This window comes from Rhodococcus sp. IEGM 1406 (genome assembly GCF_030056745.1).
In the GTDB taxonomy this organism is placed as follows: Bacteria; Actinomycetota; Actinomycetes; order Mycobacteriales; family Mycobacteriaceae; genus Rhodococcus_F; species Rhodococcus_F erythropolis.
Genome location: NZ_JASHKO010000004.1, coordinates 453,743 through 473,163, shown reverse-complemented (window position 1 = coordinate 473,163; position 19,421 = coordinate 453,743). Strand labels below are relative to the sequence as shown.

Sequence of the window (19,421 nt, the reverse complement as noted above, 5' to 3'; positions counted from 1 at the left end):
GAAGGACCGCCCGTTTTCTCTTTCCATGGTGGATCTTCAGGCGCAGGATCGAAGTTATGAGAAAACTCAGCGTGACCAACAGCGTGACTCTCGACGGTGTCATGCAGGCACCTGGCGGGCCGGACGAAGACCGTCGTGGCGGATTCGAGCACGGTGGATGGGCGGCACCCTTCAACGATTCCGTCATGGCACAGAAAATGGGGGAGGGGATGGCGAAGAAATCAGAGTTGCTCTTCGGACGCCGAACCTATGAGAACTTCGCCTCGTACTGGCCGTTTCAGACGGACAATCCGTTTACCGAGGTGCTCGACAACACGCAGAAGTACGTAGCGTCAAGGACTTTGGGTGAACCGCTGCCGTGGAAGAACTCGACTGTGTTGAAAGGCGATGCCGCCGACGCGGTCGCCGCGCTGAAGGAAAGCGATGGCCCGGATCTGGTGATTCTGGGCAGTGGCGACTTGATCACGTCATTGGCCGAACGGCGTCTCGTCGACACCTACACTCTGCTGATTCATCCGCTGGTTCTCGGAACCGGGCGCAGATTGTTCCCCGACGGTGCTGCGCTCGCTCAGTTCACCCTCACCGAAAGTGTTCCTACGACAACAGGCGTCATCATCGCGACGTATCAGGTGAGTTGAATACATCAGGGAACTCGCCGAAATGCTGCTTCTGCCAGCGCTGGGTTCTGACGGCTTGCACACTGGTCGGCGTGACCCAGGGCGGATAGACCCGGATAGCGCGCTTGCCGCCCGAGAAGTTCGTCGACACGATGTCGTGTTCGACGAGGGTTTCGGTGGGAAAGACGAAGTGACCCAGATGTTCTTCGTCGTAGACCTTCACCACAAACAGCGCGACGCCGTCGCTGGTGTCGAAGGGGCGGATGGGCCCGGCCTCGGAACGGCGCCACAGCGTGACGAACTGACCGAGCTTGGTCGGCGTCGTCTTGGCGGATCGATAGACGGAGGGAAGGCCGTTGACGGTCAGCGTGTGAGCGCCGTACTCAGCACCCTCGGACTCGGGAATCGGTGTGGACCAGGTAAATCCGTCGGCGTTCATCGGCAACGATGATGCCACGGACCACCGACAGCCTTCGTGGCGAACGCTGTCGGTGGTAGTCCCGATTCAGGCCGTAGGTACCTTTTCGAGAAACCCGAGGACAAGCGTCACCCGGCCGTCGTCGTCGCGTTCGAGTACGTCGAACCCGTCGATCAGTGACTCGGCCCCCGCCGGGCCGAGAGCCCAACCGAATCGAGCCTGTCGGTGGTGCGCGTCCACCGGTCCGATGAGGGTGAAGTGCATGCCCGGAAACTGTTGCTGCACAGCGTTGATCATCGCGTCGATCTGATCGTGTCCGGTGACGTCCGCGAGCGGATCGGTGTAGCGGCCGCCGGGTGCGAACAATTGCTCGATCCGTGCTCTACGGGCGGTGGTATCTGTTTCGTTCCACATGTCGATATAGGCGTCGGCGATTGCGTCGAAGTCGCTCATGGTCGCTCCCTTGATCAGTTCCGGTGGTGAACATCCGGCGGTCTCGCCGGCTGAGACCACTGTTCCTCCGAAACTGCTTCGGGTCGATTACCTCCGAGGTCATGGTCTCGGCTACCTCGGGTCGCTAACTTGAAAGAATGACCTTCGAGACGATGGACGTTGGCACCGAACTCAAGCGGTGGCGGGAGCGGCGAAGGCTCACTCAGTTGGGCCTCTCGGCAGCGGCAGGAGTGTCGACCAGGCACCTGAGCTTCATCGAAACCGGCCGCTCCAAACCTAGCCGGGACATGATCCTTCACCTGTCCGAATGCCTGGATGTTCCTCTACGGCAACAGAACACGCTTCTGCTGGCAAGTGGCCACTCGCCGGAGTACTCGCAAAAATCGTTGGCGGAAGCGCCGATGTCAGCGGTGAGCGAGGCCATCGATCGCATCATCGACGCGCATGACCCTTATCCGGCCGTGGTGGTCGATCAGCAATGGGAGATGATCGCCGGGAACCAGGCCGTGAGAATTCTGACCGAGGGCGCCGCTGAATTCCTCCTGGAACCACCGGTGAACGTATTGCGTTTGAGCTTGCATCCCGAGGGCATGGCGCCGCGGATCGTGAACCTCGCGCAGTGGCGGACCCACCTGCTCGCCAGGTTGGCGCGGGAAGTGGAGGTCAGTGCGGATGCGCAGTTGGCGTCCTTGCTCGACGAGTTGCGCACCTACCCGAGCGGCGGAGACTGGCACGACGACCGCGCGAATGCCCTGCTGGTTCCGTTGCGCGTACGCGCGGGCGATACCGAATTGGCGATGTTCAGCACCACCACCGTGTTCGGTACGCCGCGCGACGTCACGCTTGCAGAGATCGCGATTGAGTCGTTCTACCCGTCGGACACGCAGACCGCCGATTATTTTCGATCAGCCGCGCAGGTCAGAGAGACTTCTTGCCGAACTTGAGCTTCCACGGCACCAGAGCGGACTCCAACTGAACCGAGAGGCTCATCTTGGAGACACCTTCGGTGCGTTCCTCGAAGCGGATTGGCGTTTCGGCGATCTTCATGCCGCGCTGAACAACTCGGTAGTTCATCTCGACCTGGAACGCGTAGCCGTTGCTCTGCACCGATTCGACGTCGATGTCGCGCAAGGTCTTTGCATGCCACGCCTTGAAGCCTGCAGTTGCATCCTTGACGTGCAGTCGCAGAATGGCGTTGACGTAGAAGTTCGCCCAGGCGGACAAAGCCTTGCGATGCCACGGCCAGTCGCCGGCAACTGCGCCACCCTCGACGTAACGGGAGCCGAGAACGACTGCCGCATCGGTCGTGGTGAGGATCTCGATCATGGCGGGGATCGCTTCGGACGGATGGGAGAGATCCGCGTCCATCTGAATGACGATGTCGGCGTTCTCCGCCAGAGCCCGGCTCATGCCCGCGACGTAAGCACGGCCGAGTCCGTCCTTGACCGTGCGGTGAAGCACTCCGACCGGGATGGGACCATCGATACCCAACTTGTCCGCAACCTCGCCCGTGCCGTCGGGGGAGTTGTCATCCACCACGAGGACGTGCAGGTTCGGGATCTTCAACGCGGCGAGGCGATCGACGAGCTTTGGCAGGTTCTCACGCTCGTTGTATGTAGGTACAACGACGGTTATCTGCGGGGCGACGCTTTCCATAACACCTTCGTATGATCTGTGATCCCGACTTGCCGGATGAAGCGTACGACGAGTGCGGTCGTGAACAAAGTAGGGATTTTACTACCTCGACGGGATCCGTCAGAACCGGCCGCCGCCGCCTCGACTGGTTCGGCCGCCGCCGCCACCGCCGAAACCACCGCCGCCGCCACCGCGACCGGAGCGTCCGCTGCTGCTCGGTCCGCCGTACGAGCGGGGCCCGCCGCCACCTCGCAGAATGCTGTTGATCAGGATGCCGCCGAGGATCGCTCCCGTCGCATCGCCGCCGCCACCGCGGGGTCGTTGGTTTGCTTCCCAGGTGTTGACGTCGTTCTGCGCGGCGCGAAGTGAGTGCGTCGCCAAGGTTGTCGCGGCCTGGGCGTGTTGCAGTGCCTTCGACGGATCCGAAGCCTGCAATTGCTGGGCCGCCTGCAGGTGCCGCTGAGCCTCCGCGTAGCGAGTGCGCGCCTCCGCCCCGATCGCGCCGCGCCTGGTTCCGAGGAAGTCGCCTGCAGCGGTCACCTGAGCCTGTGCGGCCAGAATGTCCTGGGCGAGGCGCTGCTGTGCACGTTCGAGCTGCTGCTTCTGCTCCTGAGCGTCGGCAAGCAGTGCGTCGAGTTGGGCGTCGGCCGCGACGATCTGGTTGAAGGCTGTCAGCGGATCGCTGTCCTTCGACGTCTGAGCATTCGCCAACGCTGCCTGGGCTGCGGCCTTCGCGTCCGCCAACTTCTGCCCGCCCTGCGCCAGGTAAGCGTCCGCAGCAGTGATGCCCTGCTGGACGTCGTCCATCGCGGACGGAAGAGTCGCGATGGCGTTTCGGATGTCGTCGGCGGCGTGATCGACGCCGTCGAGTAGTTTGCGTGCCTGATCGAGAGCCGCTTCGGCAGTGCGAATCGCGGTGACGGCAGCGCCTTGCTTACCAGCCGGCAGCGCGGTGGCATCGCGGCCTTCCTCGATCGACTTCTCGGCGAGCGTCAGGCGTTCGCTGGCCATCGTGACGTTGTTCACGACAGATGCCAGCGTCGGCGCGGGGAACTGATCCTTCAATTTGGTCAGAATCGCCTCGGATTCGGGCAAGCGCACGCTGAGAGAAACAACACTCTGCGTCAACGCATCGAGACGTGCGGGGGCGTTGATGAGAAGGTCGCGAAGCCCGTCGAACTCCTCGACGCGAGCTTCGAGTTCTTGGTCGGCTCGACCGCACGAGGAAATGATGTCGATCAGCATCTGGCGGCGTTGATCGGGAGTTTCCGGGATGGCGTCGTCGAGTCGCTGCCTGATCGCGAAGGCTTCGGCGAGGGTGGCCTTGGCCTTGTCGAATGCTGCCGAGAAGGGTGCGACGGCGGAATCTCCGAACTCGCTGCGGGCCAGATCGAGCTCCTCCTGGCTGCCGGCGATCGCGTTGTCCGTCTCGACGAGGATCTCCTTCGCGCGTTCGTCGAGCGTAGGCAGCGGGAGTGCGTTGAGGCTGGCGATGTCGTCGGGGGAGATGTTCTTCGCGGCTTCGACGCTTGCCTTGTTCTTGTCGTTCTTGCGTTTACGTGAGTACAGGACCACGCCGCCCGTCCCGACCACCACAGCGCCGCCCGCGATGAGGAGTGTTCCGACTCCCATTCCGCCGCTCGTGTTGTTCGCGTCGCCGAGTGCTCCAGCTGCGGCAATTGCCGCGCCGGTCCAATCATCCTCGGCAAGAGCCGGTTCCACCGCGTCGGAATTGATCGATTCGATGTCGGAATCGGTGATGTTGCTCAGCTCAGCGGGGACGTCGAGGTAGTAAGCACGCTCCGCCGTGGCAACTGCAAGCAGGACGGACTTGGTACTCAGCGTCGACTTCGTGGCTGTCTGCTGTGCCCACGCCTGGCCACCCAGGTTGTTGAAATCGGGGACGAACGCGACCCACAGATCGATCTGGTGGTCCTCGCTGAGTTGATCGATCGCGGCTTGTATGTCGCTGCGTTGCCCGGCGTCGAGAACCCCGGAGGTGTCGGTGATGTGATTCGGCAACACCATCGGGGCGTCTGCCGAGGCGAGCGCAGGACTGAAGACGAGCGCCAGCAAAGCGAAAATCGCAGCGACGGCGGCGGCGCTTCCCCGACGGCGAACGGGTCGGGTGATTGTCCGACTCTGCTCTACCGAGGACAACTGCGAGAAGTGTGGTGCGAGGGCCATGACGCAAATCTATCCGTTGTGGCGCGTCGGCATCGGAGGTGATCGCCGCGAACTGGCAGAATTGCGGGAGTGAAACCTGCTTTCGGTAACCGCCCCCACGACCCATCACCCTCACGGGCGGGCGGCTTCGGGGCAGGATTGGCTCGCTGGACGCGCCGACTGATCGCCGGTGCCGTGTTGATGGCCGTGGTTCTGGTCGGGGGTACTGCGTTCCGGGTGTGGCAGGTGGCGCGCATCGACGACACGCGGCCGGCCGACGCGATAGTCGTTCTGGGCGCGGCTCAGTATTCCGGCACTCCGTCGTCCGTCTTCGAGGCCCGACTCGAGCAGGCGTACAAGCTGTACAAGCGCGGAGTGGCGCCGCAGATCATTACTGTCGGCGGTAAACAAGAAGGTGACGAGTACACCGAAGCGGCGTCGGGAAAGATGTATCTGACCGATCGCGGAATTCCGTCGAGTGCGATCACCGCAGTGGAGACCGGTTCGGACACACTTCTCAGTATCGACGCGGTGAGCGCCGAGATGTCCTCGCAGGGAATCAATTCCGCTGTCCTGGTCAGTGACCCGTGGCACTCCTTGCGAACGCGGACGATGGCCCGCGACACAGGACTCCAGGCGTGGACCGCACCTACTCGTCAGGGCCCGGCTGTCTTCACCCGCGAATCCCAGTTGCACGGAATCGCTCGCGAAACCGGCGCGCTGCTCTGGTATCAGCTCACGCACTTCTCGGCAGACTTCCCCTACACGGCAGGGCAATAGAGACCATGACAGCTCACACCACCTACGGAGGCGGCACCTACTCCGAACACGACCTCGAACGTCGTGTCGTCGAGGCGCCGAAGCGTGCGGGGTTGCCGGGTTCGCAGATCGCAGCGGCGCAGCATCGTTCGGACTTCTCGCGAGATCGGGCGCGTGTCCAACACTCCGCGGCTTTGCGGCGCTTGGCCGACAAGACCCAGGTTGTCGGCCCGCGCGACGGTGACACACCTCGCACGCGGTTGACGCACTCGATGGAGGTCGCACAGATCGGGCGAGGGATCGCCGACGGACTCGGTTGCGATCCGGACCTGGTGGACCTCGCCGGTCTCGCGCACGACATCGGGCACCCGCCGTACGGTCACAACGGCGAGAAGGCCCTGGACGAAGTCGCCAAGGACTGCGGAGGTTTCGAGGGCAACGCGCAGAATCTGCGGATATTGACCAGCCTCGAACCCAAGATCCTACGCCCCGACGGTCTGAGTGCCGGCCTCAATCTCACCAGGGCATCACTCGACGCAGCCATCAAGTACCCCTGGACCCGGCCGCAGCCCGGCGCGAAGTTCGGGGCATACGACGACGACGCAGAGGTGCTCGCCTGGGTTCGAGACGGGGCGCCCGAGCGTCGGCAATGCCTGGAAGCTCAGGTCATGGACTGGGCCGACGACATCGCGTATTCCGTGCACGACGTGGAGGACGGGGTGATCGCAGGCCGTATCGACCTTCGCTCGCTTGCCGATCCGTCCGAGCAGCGCGCACTGGCAGAACTGGGGGCCTCCGAGTTTCGGGGATTGGTAGTCGACGATCTGATCGACGCCGCTCAACGGTTGTCCGAACTCCCCGTCGTACGCGGGGTCGGAAGTTTCGACGGCACACTCGGAAGTTCCGTCGCGTTGAAGAATCTCACGAGTGAATTGGTGGGTCGCTTCGCTACCGCGGCGATCGCCAGCACCCGGCTGACACACGGTGACCGACCCCTCTCGCGGTATCAAGCCGACCTCGACATACCCGAGGCCGTCGCATCCGAGGTGGCGTTGCTCAAGACCGTGGCGCTGTACTACGTGATGTCCGACGCCGGACACAAGGCGCGTCAGGATCGGCAGCGTGATCGTGTTCATCGCGTCGCGGAATGGCTGCTGGCGACTGCGCCGGCCGGGCTCGATCCGATCCTGCTGCCCGCGTGGGAACGCGCCGCGGACGACGGTGCTCGGGTCCGGGTAGTGGTGGATCAGATCGCGTCGTACACGGAGAGTCGGCTGGAACGGGTGGACAAAGCGAGCCTGGGCGCGCAGGCCAGCTGGGGCTGAGCCGCTTACGCCTTCAGCAGGTCATCCGCGTCGACGGGTCGGTAGTGGTATCGAGCCACTTGCCGTAAGCGTCGCCGCCTGCTGCGCGAACGTCCTTGCAGATCTTCGACTCGGTGTTCCCGGATTCGCGATACACCGTGTAGATCGCCGTCCCCGAATCGGAGACTTGACGCAGTGACGGGCAGGACTGGTCGGTGCGTAGGTATTTCGAGCCGGGGAACGCGTCGAGGTAGTTCTGGATCTCGCTGGCGTACGTTGCCGGATCGGTGGCATTGGCCAACACCACGATTCCGGTTCCTTTGCATGAGGGGACGGTGATCGGCTTGCTGACCCCGAGGTCGCCATTTCTCGCGCCCGGGTTCGACGCCCGGGTGGTCGTGGTCGCCTGCAGTCCGGCGGTGGGTAGCGGCTCGAGCTTCGGCGTTCTGGCCGGCTCCTGAGTGGGTGCCGGTGCCGACGTGGCGATGGAAGCTGCTGCAGTGGTGGGTGATTCGGGTCCCGAGTTCCCCCGCATCACCCAGGCCGCCGTGCCTCCTGCGGCCAGAACGAGTGCAACTCCAGCCGCACCGATCGCGATCGGGGCTCGGTTTCGCTTGGTCTTTGTCGCGATGTGCGTGTAGTTCCCGTGAGCGGGATTCGCCGTGGTGTAGATGGGCGGCGCGACGATCGTGGGGTGCAATTTGCCGGCGGCACCGGGGGTGTCGGTCGTCGAGAGGGCCTGCCGCGCTTGGAGTGCGAGCGCTCCCGTAGTCGGATAGCGGTGTGCGGGATCCTTTGCCATGCCGCGAGCCACGATGGCGTCAAAACCTTGCGGGAGCGATGGAACCGTCAGCGTGGGGCGTGGCGGCGGAGCGTTCAGGTGCGAATTGACCAGATGCTCGATGCTTGTGGTGTTGAAAGGTGTTGTTCCGGTGAGTGATTGGTAGAGGACACAAGCCAGGGAATAGACATCCGCTGCGGCCGTCGGCGTTTCGATTCCGAACCGCTCCGGCGCCATGTACGCATAGGAACCGACTGCGCTTCCCTCGGTGGTGATCTTCGTGTCCGTCTGTGAGTATGCGATTCCGAAGTCGACGAGGTAGGCGAAGCCGTTGTTCGTGAGAATGATGTTGTCTGGTTTGACGTCGCGATGGATGAGCCCGCGGGCATGTGCGGCGTCCAACGCCGAGGCGATTTGCGAGACGATGTCGACGGCTCGTATAGGCGTGAGTCGGCCGAATTCGGCCAACTCGGCGCGCAACGTATGACCTTCGACCAAACGCATGTCGATGAAGAGGACTCCGTCGATTTCGCCCCAGTCGTGTACCGGGATCACGTGCGGTTCGTTCAAGGCGGCGGTGGTGCGAGATTCTCGGCGGAAACGAGCTTGGAATGACGGGTCGGCCGCAAGTTCGCGATGGAGCAACTTGAGTGCGACCAGGCGATCCTTCGAGGTGTCGTACGCCTCGTACACTTCACCCATTCCGCCTCGGCCGAGGCGGCGACGCAACTCGTACACGCCGAATCGGGTTCCTGATCGCCCTTCGTGCGAGCTCGAGGCGTTTTCAGTCATCGTCGGTCCCATCGCTGCGGTGCAGAGTCGGCCATCAACATATCGTTGTCAGGAGGTGCCGGGGGACCGCCTAGACTGATGTACGTGGCGGGCCGAATTTCTGACAGAGACATCGCGGCCATTCGCGAACGCACTCGCATCGAGGACATCGTCGGTGAATACGTTTCACTCAAGCGTGCCGGTGGCGATTCGATCAAAGGTCTGTGTCCCTTTCACGACGAGAAGTCGCCGTCGTTCCACGTGCGACCCAACCACGGCCTCTACCACTGCTTCGGCTGCGGTGAGGGCGGGGACGTGTACTCGTTCCTGCAGAAGATGGATCACATCAGCTTTGTCGAGGCTGTCGAGCAGTTGGCTGATCGGCTCAGCTACACGATTTCGTACGAGGGCGGTGGGCCTTCCGTTCAGCGCGATCGCGGCACTCGTGCACGCTTGATCGCGGCAAACGCGGCGGCTCAGGAGTTCTACGCTGCTCGTCTGCGCGAACCCGATGCCCAGGCGGCGCGAGACTACCTCACCGAGAGAAACTTCGACGGTGCAGCGGCACTGCAGTTCGGGTGTGGATACGCGCCCGAAGGTTGGGACACTCTCACAAAACACTTGATGTCCAAGGGCTTCGAATTCAAGGAACTCGAAGCAGCCGGGCTGTCCAAAGAGGGGCGACGAGGTCCGATCGACCGGTTCCATCGCCGTCTTCTGTGGCCGATCCGCAGCGTCGCCGGTGACGTCATCGGCTTCGGTGCCCGCAAGCTTTTCGACGACGACACCATGCCGGGTAAGTACGTCAACACGCCGGAAACGATCCTCTACAAGAAGTCTCAGGTCCTGTTCGGCTTGGACCTCGCCAAGCGCGACATCGCCAAGGGGCACCAGGCGGTAGTCGTCGAGGGCTACACCGACGTCATGGCGATGCACTTGGCCGGCGTCAAGACCGCCGTCGCTTCGTGTGGAACCGCCTTCGGTGAGGAGCACCTTGCGATGCTCCGCCGACTCCTGATGGACGACAGCTACTTTCGCGGTGAGATCATCTACACCTTCGACGGTGATGCCGCAGGGCAGGCCGCTGCGATGAAGGCGTTCGAGGGTGATCAGAAGATGGCCGGGCAGACGTTCGTCGCCGTCGCGCCCGACGGAATGGACCCGTGCGATCTGCGTCTGAAGTCTGGTGACGCCGCCGTTCGCGACCTCGTGGCACGGCGCACTCCGATGTTCGAGTTCGTGGTGAAGTCCATCCTCACCGAACACGATCTGGAGACCGCTGAAGGTCGCGTCGAGGCACTGCGTCGTACCGTCCCCGTCGTTGCGCAGATCAAGGAATCAACTCTGCGCGACAGCTATGCGAATCTGTTGTGCGGATGGGTCGGTTGGGACGATCTTCCCTCGGTTCGACGACGAGTGCGTGACGAAGCTCGCAAACGGGCGTCGACGCGCGGATCTTCGCCGGCGCCCAAGCGTCGTCAGGTTGTCGAGGCACCTGCTGCCGATGCGCTCGCGCTGCCGATCGGAATTTCCAGGCCCCGGCCCAACGATCCGGCGCTCTCGACGCAGCGAGCTGTCCTCAAGGCCGCATTGCAGCACCCTGGCATCGCCGGCAGTGTCTTCGACTCGTTGCCTCCCGAGACATTCACCCACCCCGCCTACGTTGTCATCAGACAGGCAATGGCTGACGCCGGTGGAACGAGCAAGGGGCTCGGTGGCGCCGAGTGGATCGAAGTCGTCACCAAGGGCGTCGAGGACATGACGGTGGCCTCGGTTGTATCTGAGCTGGCCGTCGAACCGATGCCGTGCGACGAAGACACGGTTCCGCGCTACATCAACGGAGTGCTCGCACGACTGCAGGAAGCGTGGGTGGGCGAGCAGGTTGCCGACCTCAAATCCAAGCTTCAGCGCGTTTCACCTGCTGCGGCCCCCGAGGAGTACAACTCACTGTTCGGAGACCTCGTGGCGCTGGAGCAGTATCGCCGACAGCTGCGTGAGCAGGCTGTCGGCGACCAAAGCGTCTGACCTAGCGGTTTTTCTTCAACTGGTCGTGGGGGACCAGAATCGTGGTCTCCTCGTTGATCGGCTTCATCGGCTCGAGCTTGGGCTGAGTACTCAGTGAGTCGGCCAGCTTCTGCCGTGACGCGTCCAACACCTTCTTGGTGGCCGGACTAGTGGCCACCGCCTTCGCGGCCCGGCTGATCTGCTCGTATCGTGCGCGGCCCGCTTTGGTTCCCAGGACGTACCCAGCTGCAACACCGATCAACAAACGCATCATTCCTGCTTCCCTCCAGCACCGATCGTCCTGACTCCATCCTGCCTGATGACTCGCTGGGCAGGCGATTTGGTACTTCGGTGGAGGATTCGCTACAGTTTCTCAGGCAACGCCGGAACGGGCGAAGCGAGCAAGACAATCCCCTGTAGCTCAATTGGCAGAGCTTCCGACTGTTAATCGGACGGTTGCTGGTTCGAGTCCAGCCGGGGGAGCAGCAAAGCCCCTCACCTGAGAAATCGGGTGGGGGGCTTTCTTGTATTCGTCTGACCTAGTGCGCTCGCAGCAGGTCCACCGATCGAAGTGCCGATTCGACGTCTGCCGCCTTGTTTGCTTGTTCTGCGCGAATTCCCAGCCGTCGAGCGCTGAGGACGTTCACCAGGTTGTCGTCGACGAAGAAGGTCTGCTGTGGACGCGCATCGAGAAACTCCAGCGCAGCCAGGAAGGCCGCAGGGTCGGGTTTGGTAGCTCCGAGCATGCAGGAGAAAACATGCTCGTCGATTGCCACTGGAGTTACAACACTTTCGATGGCGGCCAACAGGACAGGCCCATTGTCGTTTTCAGTGACGCCGATGGCCGCTGCACCCGTGAACGCGACGCGTAGATATTGGCGACAGATACACCAAAGCCCGACGCAAGTGTCTGCGTCGGGCTTTCGGTGGAACCGTCGAACTGTTTGACGGGTGCGCTTACTTCGCTGCGCGATCCGACGGCTCGAACAGCCGGATGATGTGGCTGGGGTTGATGTAATAGACACCATTCGGAGAATTGAGGACGAGAGTGTCTTCGGTGAAATCGGTGACGGTGCCGTTCAGCTTCGCGCCGTCGGACATGATGATCCGGATCGTGGCCTTCGAGTTCTTGAATTCGGTCAGTGCAAGCTTCATGTGGTGATCCTGTTCCGTGGGGTGTGCACTCCCACGGTATCGGCTCATCGCTCCTGTGCCGACCAACCTTGGAAGACTCGACTCGAAAGAGTGCAACGCGTCACCGCCTGCCCGATTGTGATCCGCGTCGGATGTGCCGGTAACATTCGGATTCGCCGCGATGCATCGCATCCGGATGGGGCGGTAGCTCAGTCGGTTAGAGCCGTGGACTCATAATCCATTGGTCGCGGGTTCGAGCCCCGCCCGCCCCACGTTCAGGTGCCGTGAGCCCGCGGGTCAGCCCCAATGATTTTTGTCGAAAATCATGCTGCAGACGATCGCCAAGGCGACTAGTGCGCAAAGTGCAATCACCAGGACAGTTGCCCACACGTTGTTGGGATTGAATCGCCTGGCAATGCGCCTGCGGTTGTGTCTGAGTCGAGCGTTCGTGGTCACACAAGGAATCGTCGCATCATGATCGTCGATCGCAGATGAGGTGAAAGTCTCGGATCCAGATGACCAATTTCCCGACAGTGTCGGATGTGCAACGCTTCTGGACGTGACCGAGACAGCGACCACTCGGAAGACGAAGGAAAAGCAGGTACCTATCCAGGTATTTCAGCGTATGTGCTCAACCAGCCGAAGTGTCACGCTCTAGATGTACTTACGCACGGCGATCGAAGGTGATTTCGACGATCGAACTCAGGGGTCACTGAACAATTGTCTGTACCTGCCGGCGCGAGCCCGGCCCACAGGTGACGACGATGCGTTCCAGTGACCCCCTGAGCGTCGACGCACGCTGGTTTAGCAGATAGCTGGCAAGAAACCATCTTCGCCTGGTGTAAGTGCAGGCAGTCGAGCCGACCCCCCGCGGCTCGACTGCCCTCAACACGCGATGTGGGGTCCGAATGGCGGCGCCGAATTGGCGATTAGGGCGCCCGTCTGCGAACCGAATGTCAGTGAATGTAGAAGTTCTCGGAATTTCATTGGGAGACAGTAGGTTTGTTTGATCCCCAGGTTGAGGGAGTCTGGGGATCGCCTGCCTGTGATTGGGGCACTCACGAACTGTGACGGAAAGGTCCGCTCCCGGATATTAGATTTACGGTGCGTCCGAACTGGCCGGAGACACTTGACGTGGAGTTTCCGGCGCCGACGTTCTACCGATATCGGGGCTTCTGCCCAGGACTCGCTTGGTGACCCATACGGCAGGTGCCGACAGGAACGGCAGATACACGAAGATATAGCTGTCGAACTCGATGCCCAACGCGAGATAAACAGCAAGGTGAAACCCGAGTAAGACGACGATCCCGATTCTGAACAAGACAGGGAAGAGCACGGCAACGATCAACCAGCCTTCAGCGAAGACAGTGGCGTAGTCGAGTGCTTTCCATAGCCACTCCGAATGGATGTCGAATAGTTCGTGGGTCAGCGGACCGAGCTTGGTGGGGTCAGCGACGTCTCGCGCAACGTAGCCCCGGGTTGCCTGCAATTCGGGGTTCAGCCAGCCCGACGCAGCTTTGGGTAGTGCCGCTGTAAACAGGGCGTAGGCGACCGTCACTGCCCAGATGAGCATGGGCAGTCCGCGGGTTTGAAGTGCTTTGCGTTGTGTGCGTGAACGTCGTGCGTCGAGGGACCATGCGGCGCCCCATCCAGCGGCTGCCATGGCCACCGGCAAGATTTCGAAAAGAATGAAGTGGTCGACCTTGCCGAAGGAATTGACCAACCCGCTGCCGGTCATGAGCGTGAGGGTCATTGCGATGGACGCGGCTGTCGTTCGATATCCGACCAAGATGGCGATCGCCAGGATGAATCGGGCGACTTCGAGTCCGACGAGGAAGTTCTCGGAGGGTGGTGACGACAGCAGGGAGAACGGACCGGATTGCGGATGAAACAGAATCGAGGGAACCTCGCCCGCCCACGTGTAGTCGATGGGAAACGCGATCACATATAGCGCGAAGAGGATTCGAATGACAGCGAGGAACCTCGCATCCCCGCGGTACGCCTCGCACAACTGATCGATGTGGTCGCGCAGGAACAACAGAGTTCCCGCACGGGCACTCATAGATCAACCCTTGTCGTTTCGCACGGGTCAGTTGACGCATCGGTTCCGTCGGTGATGTCGATAATTGTTTTGCGCCAGCAGAACTCGATACTGTCCGGGATGGCACCACTTCCGACTTCGACGCTGCGGTTTCGGAGCCATTCGACCAATTCAGGGTCCGCGGTTCGGGTGTTGCGGTCGCCTGCCCCGCTGGGGCGGAACGCATAATCGAGTGATGCTCTCGCGGATGAGTAGCGAATATCGCCGGCGAGATCCACTGGGTTGGGACTGATCGTGGATCCGTCGGTGTAATGGAGAGTGATATCCAAGCCACTTCCACTGAACTCGCCGTCTGCATTGGGCACGCCACCGAAGCTGGGCATGCGAATTGTCGGGTACGGCTCAGGGCGGACACCGAACGAGTAGGCGCCTTGCACGAGGAGTACGACTGCGAGTGCTGCGATCGCGATCAGTCGCCGATTGCTGCGCTTTGCTTCTGTTTCCGGCATGTCGACGTTCTTCCTGGCACCTGGTGCCGGTTTCTTCGAATGAGAAAAATAGAGGGGATTGCCGAGCGAGGGGATTGGGTGTTGTCGCGCGTCCGTGCAGATGTGCCGAAAGTAGTTGAAGTGTCGACGAAATATAGCTGCGCGATTGCCGCTTGTCGCAGTGTTGATTTGAAAATGGACTTTGGTCCGTCGAATGGGGGACGGTGTGCCCTGAATGCTTTGCCGCGCCTTAACTTCCAGCAAGCTTGGCCCCAGTCTGCTGTGAGAGCGGGATTTCACTCCTTCGTTGATGGCCGATTCAAGCGGAACGACAGATGCTTGACACTCGCTCAGAGGCAACATGATTCGACCCCGTATGTTTACGGGGTGACCAAACCCAACAAGCGAACTGTCGCCGTCATCGGTGCCATGGTTTTCACCGTCGTAGCGGTGATCGTAGGATTTGCGTACGAGCAATCCCGAGACAGTCGGGCAACTGCCTCTGTATCGCAGCCTGACAGTTCGGCGCCGGCGCTGAATGCCCCTACCGACGACTTCGACACGGTCGCAATTTTGGGGGACTCGTACTCGATTCCGAACACGACGGGAGATCATTGGCCGGCGCTGCTCGCCTTCGATCGTCGCTGGTACCTGGCAGATTTTGCGAGCGGTGGCACCGGCTACGTCCAGGGAAACGAGGAAAAAGGCAAGCTACCGTTCGGTGCGAAAATTGATCAGGTCGTTGCGGTGAATCCCGAGGTCGTCATCATCGCCGGCGGTCGGAACGATGTTTCGTACCCGCTCGAGGTGCGAGATGCGACTCGGGAGTTGTATGCGCAGCTACGAGATCGGATTCCTCACGCCAAGGTTGTCGTCATCGGCCCCATCATGGACAACCGGCCTCCATCCGAGACCGCTGTCAATGTCAACGATCGAATCCGTTCCGCCGCTGAGCAGTACAAGCTGCCTTTCATTGATGCGCTCGCCGAGAACTGGCTGTCGGACCCGACGTTACTCAAGGAAGACGGCATGCATCCCACGCCGGCAGGTCAAAGGCTCATGTTCGAGAAGATCAGCGAGCACCTTCACTCGCTCGGTCTCTAGCTCTGAAGGAAAGCGAAGAGGACCCCGCAGGCGCGGGGTCCTCTTTTTCGTGAAAAGTATTGTCGGACTTAGGTCATCAGTAGCGAGGACTTTGGGCGCAGTCTTGGCTGGCCGGCTGCCTCACACGGTGATGGAAAAGTTCGGGTAAGAAGGCTCTCGCGGGCTGTGTCGCCGCCCCTATCCGCGTTGCGGCTTTTGTGCATCGCAGTTCACCGCAGGTGATGCACGCGCGGCGATACCTACGCTGGGAGGTCGTCGGCGGAATGTCGTTTCTTGTGCCTTGCCGGTGGCTCGACCATCACTGCAGCCTGAACGGAGATGGAAGGGGCGGCGTAGATCATGTCGACAAGTTGGCCACCCTTGATTTTCTGCGCCACCCGTGATCAAACCGGGCAATCGGAACAAAACACTTGTCGAATCGTTACAACTATTGGTAAAGTGTAACGAAGAACTGCAAGTGAACAGCAACTTCAAGGTCGCGCTACCGGAAGCCGATGGGCGCCGGGGGAGATTGGTCTGCTGTCGATGGACGCGACGCCGTTGGGCGGCACAGATAAAGGCTCTGCGAGTTGCTCCCGGTCGCACCTCTGATCAACCTGACAGACCAACGTAACGGAGAACATACTGTGGCAATCAAGAACTCGATCGCGCCTGGTGTCATAGCCGATCATGGAAACAGGCTGTTCGGCAACACTATTCGATCGGCTGAAGGTGAGGAACTCGTCCAGCGGCTGAATGCCATGCTCGAGCGAGCGAACAGCACAGGTCAGGTGGTGAATCAACGAGAACTCGCGACCGTGCTTTCTGCGCGGAGATCCGAGGGTTCGCCGGGCGACCGGTCGATTCCGACGCCTGACAGGTTGATGCATGCAACCGAGGGACTCTCGTACGAATCCCTCTCCTTGTTGATTCGTGCGGCCGAGCATTTGCTGCGTTCGGAAGGCGTACATGTCGACTCGGCGCCCTTCACCTGAAGGAACGACGAGACCAGTTGAAGCCTCGGCCAGAGTCGCGTCACAGGATCTTTGACGTTGAACTGAAAGCTCTGGGGAATTTCAAGTGACCGGCCGTCGCAGACGAACGAAAATTTGTCACCAACGGAATGGCGTTGATACGTCGTTGTCCGGAATTCCGTTGTGCGAGGGGCGAACCAGACGTCCAGTGTTGCTCAACCGCAGGATCCTGATTCTGCCTTCTCGAATGCCTCCTCGATGCGCTGACGCCCCTCAGCGTCGAATCCCCTCCAGTCGCGGTATGGTCCGCTCATGTATTCGCGGACTCGATCGATCGGTGACGCGGAAACGCTAGGAGTACGTCCCAATTCTTCGGCCAATCCGAGTATCGACTGGCAGATCTTTTCGACGGAGTCTGGTACTTCGAGCCTTCGGACCCACGTTCCGCCCGTTTCGGTTGTTGTCGTTGCGGTGTCGGGTTGCTGCACTGTCTGCGACCCGCAGCCCGCAATCAACAAGCCGGCAGCGAGAGTGGACAAGGCGAGCGAAGAGCGCATGTTACGAATCAAACCAGATGCCGCAAACGATGATGGAAATACGGACCAACATTCGCCCCGGGCACTCGAATGAAGTGAATTGACGACCACCGCCTGCTCTTGCTGTTGCGCGGCTCGGGTGCGCCCACTTCCGCGCCACACGCGGAGAGCGTCAGCACGAAGGTAACCGAAATACCGAGCACGATTCGCTTCATCTGCCGATCGAAGCAGACTGACCCCGCCCTGGCGGACTATTCTCGATCCATGCCGATCACCCCGGATACAAAGAACTGGACCTGGGTCCTCGAACGCCCATGCGGCGAGTGCGGGTTTGATTCGTCCGCTGTGGCGTTCGCGGATGTTCCAGATCTTGTGCGTAGCAATGCCATCTCGTGGGCCGAGGTACTGGAGCGCGAGAATGTGACGGAGCGACCGGACAGCGAAACATGGTCAGCGCTGGAGTATTCCGCCCACGTACGCGACGTGTTCCGGATCTTCAAGGTGCGGTTGGAACAGATGCTCGAATTCGACGATCCGCAATTCGAGAACTGGGATCAAGACGCAACAGCTGAGGCCGAGCGGTACAACGACCAAGATCCGGCAACGGTGGCATCGGAATTGTCCGACGCCGCGGCGGAAGTCGCGAACGCCTTCGAAACCGTGCCAGAGGGTAGCCGCCAACGACGGGGTCTCCGCAGTGACGGATCGGCGTTCACCGTCGAATCGTTGGCGGCCTACTTCATTCACGATCCGATCCATCACCTGCACGACGTCTCGGCGTAGTCAGAGCCCGCGCACCTCCTCGAGGGTTCTTCTGGCTCCGACGGAGTGCAACGAGTCGAGGGTCTTTCGGAAGCTTGCGACAAATCGGCGATCGTCCACGAGATCGCCGAACACTTGTCGGTACCCGATGAAGGCCAACGGGTCGCTCGATTGTTTCTGGGCGAGCGGCACCAGAGTGTCCGACAGCTGATCGACGACGGTGATGGGATCTCCGTTCTCGTCTGTGCCCTCGGCGTAGCGGGCCCAGCTGGCGACAATTGCGGTGGACAGGTTGATCGACCCACCGGTGTCGAGTTGGGTTCGGATGACGGGCAACAGCCACTTGGGAATTCGATCGGACGACTCGGCGCACAGACGTGCAATCGTGTCGCGGACCTGGGGGTTCGAGAATCGTTCGATGAGGGTCTTCTTGTACTGATCGAGGTCGACGCCGGGTACCGGATCAAGGGTCGGCGTCGCTTCCAGATTCATGTAGTCGAGCAGGAACCCTGACAAGAGTTCGTCCTGGCATGCCTCGTGGACCAGGCGGTATCCGGCAAGGTAGCCGAAGTACGCGATGCCTTGATGGCTGGCATTGAGAAGGCGCAGTTTCATCAGTTCGTACGGGCGAACATCCGGCACGAGATTGACGCCGGCATTCTCCAGAGGTGGCCTGCCTGAGGTGAACTCGTCCTCGAGGAACCACGCGGTGAACGGCTCAGCTGCGACCGGCCACTGATCGTCCACGCCAAACGTCTCGGCGATCTCGGTGGTCACCTCGGCTGTCGTGACGGGTGTGATCCGGTCGACCATGGAGTTGGGGAAGGCGCCGTTCGCGTCGATCCACTCCGCAAATTCGGGATCCTTCAGAGCGGCGAACGCTCCGACAGCCGTCCTGGCGACCGATCCGTTGCCTTCGATGTTGTCGCAACTCATGATCGTGAACGGGGTGAGGCCCCGGTCGCGACGGAGTGCGAGTGCCGCACAAATCAGACCGAAGGTGGTGCGGGGGAGTGTTCCCGGCTCGAGATCGTGCATCACATCGGGATGGGACGCGTCGAACTCGCCCGTAGTGTGCGAGATGTTGTATCCGCCCTCGGTGATGGTGAGAGATACGATTTTCGTCGATTCGGATGCCATCTTTTCGATCACCGCCTCCGGATCGTCGGGCGCGAACAAGTACTCGACGATCGACCCGATGACCCGGCCCTGGAGGGTTCCGTCAGCATGCTTGAGCGCCAGCGTGTAGAGGCCGTCCTGCGCGCGGAGTGCGTCTTTCATTCGCTTGTCCGACGGCATCACTCCCACTCCGCAGATTCCCCAGTCGAAGGCTTCACCTCGTCGCAGGAGGGTATCGATGTACATGGCCTGGTGTGCACGGTGAAAGCCTCCGACACCGAAATGCACTATGCCGGTAGTGACTTTGCTCCGGTCGTAGTTCGGCACTTCGAGTTCAGCATCGAAGTCGAGCAAGGTCTTCGTATTGAGTTCCATG

At 61.2% G+C, this 19,421-nt stretch carries 20 protein-coding genes and 2 tRNA genes; 10 read left to right on the top strand and 12 right to left on the bottom strand.

Annotated features, from left to right (window positions below):
* The first annotated feature begins 56 nt into the window (after positions 1 to 56).
* The gene (locus QM596_RS21010; protein ID WP_019748997.1) at positions 57 to 638 is read left to right on the top strand and encodes a dihydrofolate reductase family protein; all 582 of its coding nucleotides are present in this window, start codon (positions 57 to 59) and stop codon (positions 636 to 638) included.
* On the opposite strand, the gene QM596_RS21005 is transcribed toward QM596_RS21010, so the two are convergent.
* Both QM596_RS21005 and QM596_RS21000 read right to left on the bottom strand, forming a co-directional pair.
* On the bottom strand, positions 613 to 1,074 hold the full coding sequence (locus tag QM596_RS21005) for a MepB family protein (RefSeq protein WP_020969952.1): 462 nt from the start codon (positions 1,072 to 1,074) through the stop codon (positions 613 to 615). The genes QM596_RS21010 and QM596_RS21005 overlap by 26 nt on opposite strands.
* Positions 1,075 to 1,122: 48 nt before the next feature.
* Positions 1,123 to 1,488 carry a nuclear transport factor 2 family protein gene (locus QM596_RS21000; RefSeq protein WP_283309873.1) on the bottom strand — a complete coding sequence of 122 codons (366 nt, stop codon included), beginning with the start codon at positions 1,486 to 1,488 and terminating at the stop codon, positions 1,123 to 1,125.
* Between the two features lie 137 nt (positions 1,489 to 1,625).
* On the opposite strand from QM596_RS21000, the gene QM596_RS20995 reads away from it, so the two are divergent.
* Positions 1,626 to 2,432 carry a helix-turn-helix domain-containing protein gene (locus tag QM596_RS20995; RefSeq protein ID WP_283309872.1) on the top strand — a complete coding sequence of 269 codons (807 nt, stop codon included), beginning with the start codon at positions 1,626 to 1,628 and terminating at the stop codon, positions 2,430 to 2,432.
* Here the strand turns inward: QM596_RS20995 and QM596_RS20990 are convergent.
* Positions 2,407 to 3,144: a polyprenol monophosphomannose synthase gene (locus tag QM596_RS20990; protein WP_003944487.1), complete on the bottom strand. Its 738-nt coding sequence runs from the start codon at positions 3,142 to 3,144 to the stop codon at positions 2,407 to 2,409. The genes QM596_RS20995 and QM596_RS20990 overlap by 26 nt on opposite strands.
* 99 nt (positions 3,145 to 3,243) lie before the next feature.
* Positions 3,244 to 5,310 carry a TPM domain-containing protein gene (locus tag QM596_RS20985; RefSeq protein ID WP_046378746.1) on the bottom strand — a complete coding sequence of 689 codons (2,067 nt, stop codon included), beginning with the start codon at positions 5,308 to 5,310 and terminating at the stop codon, positions 3,244 to 3,246.
* Between the two features lie 69 nt (positions 5,311 to 5,379).
* On the opposite strand from QM596_RS20985, the gene QM596_RS20980 reads away from it, so the two are divergent.
* Positions 5,380 to 6,069, top strand: a complete 690-nt coding sequence (locus QM596_RS20980) for a YdcF family protein (RefSeq protein ID WP_007731109.1) — start codon at positions 5,380 to 5,382, stop codon at positions 6,067 to 6,069.
* Between the two features lie 5 nt (positions 6,070 to 6,074).
* Positions 6,075 to 7,373, top strand: a complete 1,299-nt coding sequence (locus tag QM596_RS20975; RefSeq protein WP_021344665.1) for a deoxyguanosinetriphosphate triphosphohydrolase — start codon at positions 6,075 to 6,077, stop codon at positions 7,371 to 7,373.
* A gap of 13 nt (positions 7,374 to 7,386) precedes the next feature.
* Here the strand turns inward: QM596_RS20975 and QM596_RS20970 are convergent, their stop codons facing one another.
* Positions 7,387 to 8,925, bottom strand: a complete 1,539-nt coding sequence (locus QM596_RS20970) for a serine/threonine-protein kinase (protein WP_502943417.1) — start codon at positions 8,923 to 8,925, stop codon at positions 7,387 to 7,389.
* Between the two features lie 84 nt (positions 8,926 to 9,009).
* Between QM596_RS20970 and dnaG the strand changes: the two genes are divergently transcribed.
* Entirely contained in the window at positions 9,010 to 10,929 is a 1,920-nt protein-coding gene (gene dnaG, locus QM596_RS20965) for a DNA primase (protein ID WP_003941578.1), read from the top strand.
* Position 10,930: 1 nt separating this feature from the next.
* Here the strand turns inward: dnaG and QM596_RS20960 are convergent, their stop codons facing one another.
* A complete protein-coding gene (locus QM596_RS20960) occupies positions 10,931 to 11,182 on the bottom strand; it encodes a hypothetical protein (RefSeq protein WP_003941570.1) in 252 nt (83 codons plus the stop codon).
* Positions 11,183 to 11,318: 136 nt separating this feature from the next.
* Here QM596_RS20960 and QM596_RS20955 point away from each other — a divergent pair.
* Positions 11,319 to 11,391: transfer RNA gene (locus tag QM596_RS20955), tRNA-Asn, on the top strand.
* A gap of 56 nt (positions 11,392 to 11,447) precedes the next feature.
* Here QM596_RS20955 and QM596_RS29720 read toward each other — a convergent pair.
* Both QM596_RS29720 and QM596_RS20945 read right to left on the bottom strand, forming a co-directional pair.
* Positions 11,448 to 11,684 carry an HAD-IA family hydrolase gene (locus QM596_RS29720; protein ID WP_341464807.1) on the bottom strand — a complete coding sequence of 79 codons (237 nt, stop codon included), beginning with the start codon at positions 11,682 to 11,684 and terminating at the stop codon, positions 11,448 to 11,450.
* Positions 11,685 to 11,865: 181 nt separating this feature from the next.
* Positions 11,866 to 12,063 carry a hypothetical protein gene (locus QM596_RS20945; RefSeq protein ID WP_003941659.1) on the bottom strand — a complete coding sequence of 66 codons (198 nt, stop codon included), beginning with the start codon at positions 12,061 to 12,063 and terminating at the stop codon, positions 11,866 to 11,868.
* Between the two features lie 177 nt (positions 12,064 to 12,240).
* Between QM596_RS20945 and QM596_RS20940 the strand changes: the two genes are divergently transcribed.
* A tRNA-Ile gene (locus tag QM596_RS20940) sits at positions 12,241 to 12,314 on the top strand.
* A gap of 827 nt (positions 12,315 to 13,141) precedes the next feature.
* Here QM596_RS20940 and QM596_RS20935 read toward each other — a convergent pair.
* Both QM596_RS20935 and QM596_RS20930 read right to left on the bottom strand, forming a co-directional pair.
* Positions 13,142 to 14,104, bottom strand: a complete 963-nt coding sequence (locus QM596_RS20935) for an HTTM domain-containing protein (protein ID WP_283309870.1) — start codon at positions 14,102 to 14,104, stop codon at positions 13,142 to 13,144.
* Positions 14,101 to 14,592 carry a hypothetical protein gene (locus QM596_RS20930; RefSeq protein ID WP_020969946.1) on the bottom strand — a complete coding sequence of 164 codons (492 nt, stop codon included), beginning with the start codon at positions 14,590 to 14,592 and terminating at the stop codon, positions 14,101 to 14,103. The genes QM596_RS20935 and QM596_RS20930 overlap by 4 nt, the downstream gene beginning before the upstream one ends.
* A gap of 366 nt (positions 14,593 to 14,958) precedes the next feature.
* Between QM596_RS20930 and QM596_RS20925 the strand changes: the two genes are divergently transcribed.
* Positions 14,959 to 15,675, top strand: coding sequence for an SGNH/GDSL hydrolase family protein (locus QM596_RS20925; RefSeq protein ID WP_259119342.1), 717 nt, complete (start codon positions 14,959 to 14,961; stop codon positions 15,673 to 15,675).
* Between the two features lie 626 nt (positions 15,676 to 16,301).
* Complete coding sequence (locus tag QM596_RS20920) at positions 16,302 to 16,649, top strand: hypothetical protein (protein WP_283309869.1); 348 nt, start codon at positions 16,302 to 16,304, stop codon at positions 16,647 to 16,649.
* A 194-nt stretch (positions 16,650 to 16,843) separates the two neighbouring features.
* On the opposite strand, the gene QM596_RS20915 is transcribed toward QM596_RS20920, so the two are convergent.
* Positions 16,844 to 17,185: a hypothetical protein gene (locus QM596_RS20915; RefSeq protein WP_283309867.1), complete on the bottom strand. Its 342-nt coding sequence runs from the start codon at positions 17,183 to 17,185 to the stop codon at positions 16,844 to 16,846.
* Between the two features lie 243 nt (positions 17,186 to 17,428).
* Here QM596_RS20915 and QM596_RS20910 point away from each other — a divergent pair, with 243 nt between their 5' ends.
* Complete coding sequence (locus QM596_RS20910; RefSeq protein WP_283309866.1) at positions 17,429 to 17,947, top strand: DinB family protein; 519 nt, start codon at positions 17,429 to 17,431, stop codon at positions 17,945 to 17,947.
* Here QM596_RS20910 and QM596_RS20905 read toward each other — a convergent pair whose 3' ends face one another.
* Positions 17,948 to 19,420: a mannitol dehydrogenase family protein gene (locus tag QM596_RS20905; protein WP_172932137.1), complete on the bottom strand. Its 1,473-nt coding sequence runs from the start codon at positions 19,418 to 19,420 to the stop codon at positions 17,948 to 17,950.
* Between the last annotated feature and the right edge of the window lies 1 nt (position 19,421).